Here is a 2,560-nt window from a genome sequence, read left to right on the forward strand (position 1 = left end):
GTGCGATACATCCGCCCACCCACACCACCGAACGGATCCGCCACAAACCTCGAACCCGTCAGACCAGCACGACCCACATACCCACGCGCCAGACCGGGCCCGGCGACGTAGAGCTCTCCCGACACCCCGGGGGGCACGGGGCGCAGTCCGGCATCGAGGACGTACACCCGGGTGTTCCACACCGCACGGCCGATCGGCGGCACGGCCGGGGAGCCGGCGGCGGTGAGGGGGTCGCTCATGGTGGCGCAGACGGTGGTTTCCGTCGGGCCGTACGCGTTGATCATCCGGCGGTCGCGCGACCACCTCTCGACGAGCGCCGGGGAGCAGGCCTCGCCCGCCACGGTCAGCACCAGGCCCGGCGGCAGGCCGTCCTCGTCCAGGGCGGCGAGCGCGGCGGGCGGGATGGTCGCATGGGTGACCCGCTGCCGGACGGTCAGCTCGGTGAGGGCCGGGCCGGGCAGCAGCCGTTCGGCCGGGGCCAGCACGAGGGCCGATCCGGACAGCAGGGCCAGGCAGAGCTCGGAGAAGGCCGCGTCGAAACTGGGCGAGGCGAACTGCAGGACACGGCTGCCCTCATGGACCGCGAACCGCTCGATCTGGCTGCCCGCGAGGTTGGCCACGCCGCAGTGGGTGACCATCACGCCCTTGGGGTTCCCGGTGGAGCCGGAGGTGTAGATGACGTACGCCGGGCTGTCCACCGTCAGCGGGGCGAGCCGGTCGGCGTCGGTGGGGCTGTGGCCGGGACGGTCGGGGGCGATGTCGCCGCCGAGGACCAGGGCGGCCGTGCCCGTACCGATCTCGGACAACTTTCGGGAGGTGTCCCGGTCGACGAGCAGCAGCGCGGGGCGGGCGTCGTCGATCACATACGCGATCCGCTCGGCCGGGTACTCCGGGTCGATGGGCAGGAAGGCGCCGCCGGCCTTCGTCACCGCGAGGACCGCCACCACCTGGTCGACGGAGCGGGGCAGCAGCAGGCCGACGACGGACTCGGGGCCGATGTTCCGCGCGATGAGCAGGTGGGCGAGGTGGTTGGCCCGCTCGTCGAGTTCGGCGTAGGTGAGCTCGGTCGAGGGCCCGTCCGCCTCGTCGGACACCACGGCCGTGCTGTCCGGCGTACGGGCGGCCTGCGCCTGGAACAGCTCGGGGAAGGTGGCGAACCGTATGTCGCGGGTGGTGCTGTCCCACTCGGCCCTGAGGCGGTCGGTCTCGTCCGGCGTGATGACGCCGATCCGGCCGACGGGCCGGTCGGGCTCGGTCACGATCAGTTCGAGCAGACCGCGCAGCCGGGCGCCGAGCAGCTCGGCCTCGGCGGATGTGAACGCGTCCGGCCGGTGGTCGAAGCGCAGCTCCAGCCGGTCGCCGGGGACGACGGCCAGCGAGAGCGGATAGTGCGCGGCGTCCCGGACCCGGGCGTCGACGGCGCGGAGGCCGGTGCCGGGCAGGTCGAGAACGCCCGGGTCCAGCGGGTAGTTCTCGAAGACCAGGAGGGTGTCGAAGAGTTCACCGAGTCCGGTCGACGCGGTGATCTCGGAGAGACCGAGGTGCTGGTGCTCCATCAGGTCGGCCTGCTCGTCCTGCAGCCGCGCGAGCAGGGACGCCACCGTCTCGGCGGGGTCCAGGACGAGACGTACGGGCAGGGTGTTGCTGAACAGGCCCACCATGTCCTCGGCCCCCGGCAGATCGGCGGGCCGGCCGGACACGGTGGCGCCGAACACCACGTCGTCGCGACCGGTGAGCCGGGCGAGCAGCAGGGCCCACGAGGCCTGGAGGAGCGTGTTGACGGTGAGCCCGCGGGACCTGGCCCAGGTGTGCAGGGTGCCGGTGAGGCTCTCGGACAGCAGGACGGAGTGCCGCGCGGGCACCGTCGGCAGGTCCTCGGTGCGGGCGGGCGCGAGCAGGGTGGGCTCTTCGAGCCCGGCGAGCGCCCGGCGCCAGGCTTCGACGGCGGCCGTGCGGTCCTGCCGGGAGAGCCAGCCGAGGTGATCCCGGAACTGCGGGGGCTCGGGCAGGGCTGAGCCGTCGCCCCGGTGCGCGTACAGCTCGAAGAGTTCGCGTACGGCGATGGGGACCGACCAGCCGTCCCAGAGGAGGTGGTGGTTGGTCAGCACGAGCCGGTGGCGGCGGTCGCCGAGCCGGAGAGCGGTGAATCGCAGGAGGGGCGGGGCGGCCGGGTCGAAGCGGCGGGCCCGGTCCTCGTCGAGGATGCGGGCGGACTCCGCCTCACGGTCCGCCTCGTCGAACACGGTCAGGTCGACGTCCTGCCACGGCACGTCGGCGGAGGTGGGAATCACCTGCACCGGCCGGCCGGATTCCTGGTGGACGAAGGCGGCCCGCAGATTGGGTCGGCGGTCCAGCAGGGTCTGCGCCGCCAGGCGCATGGCTGAGCTGTCGAACTCGCCCTCCAGGTCGAAGACGAGCTGAATGGCGTAGAGGTCGGCCGCCCCGGACTCATTGCCGTAGACGGTGTGGAAGTGGAGTCCTTCCTGGAGGGGTGAGAGCGGGAGTACGTCGGTCAGCCCCGGATACACGGCCTCCAGGGACTCGATCTCGTCCTGCGTGA

General features: G+C 72.6%; 1 protein-coding gene. It reads right to left on the reverse strand.

Annotated features, from left to right (window positions below; translation table 11 throughout):
- Positions 1-2,560 (reverse strand): amino acid adenylation domain-containing protein (locus ABZY11_RS43905; protein ID WP_356484536.1); only part of this gene is annotated, 2,560 nt, incomplete at both ends.

The organism is Streptomyces sp. NPDC006510 (assembly GCF_040611955.1).
GTDB lineage: Bacteria > Actinomycetota > Actinomycetes > Streptomycetales > Streptomycetaceae > Streptomyces.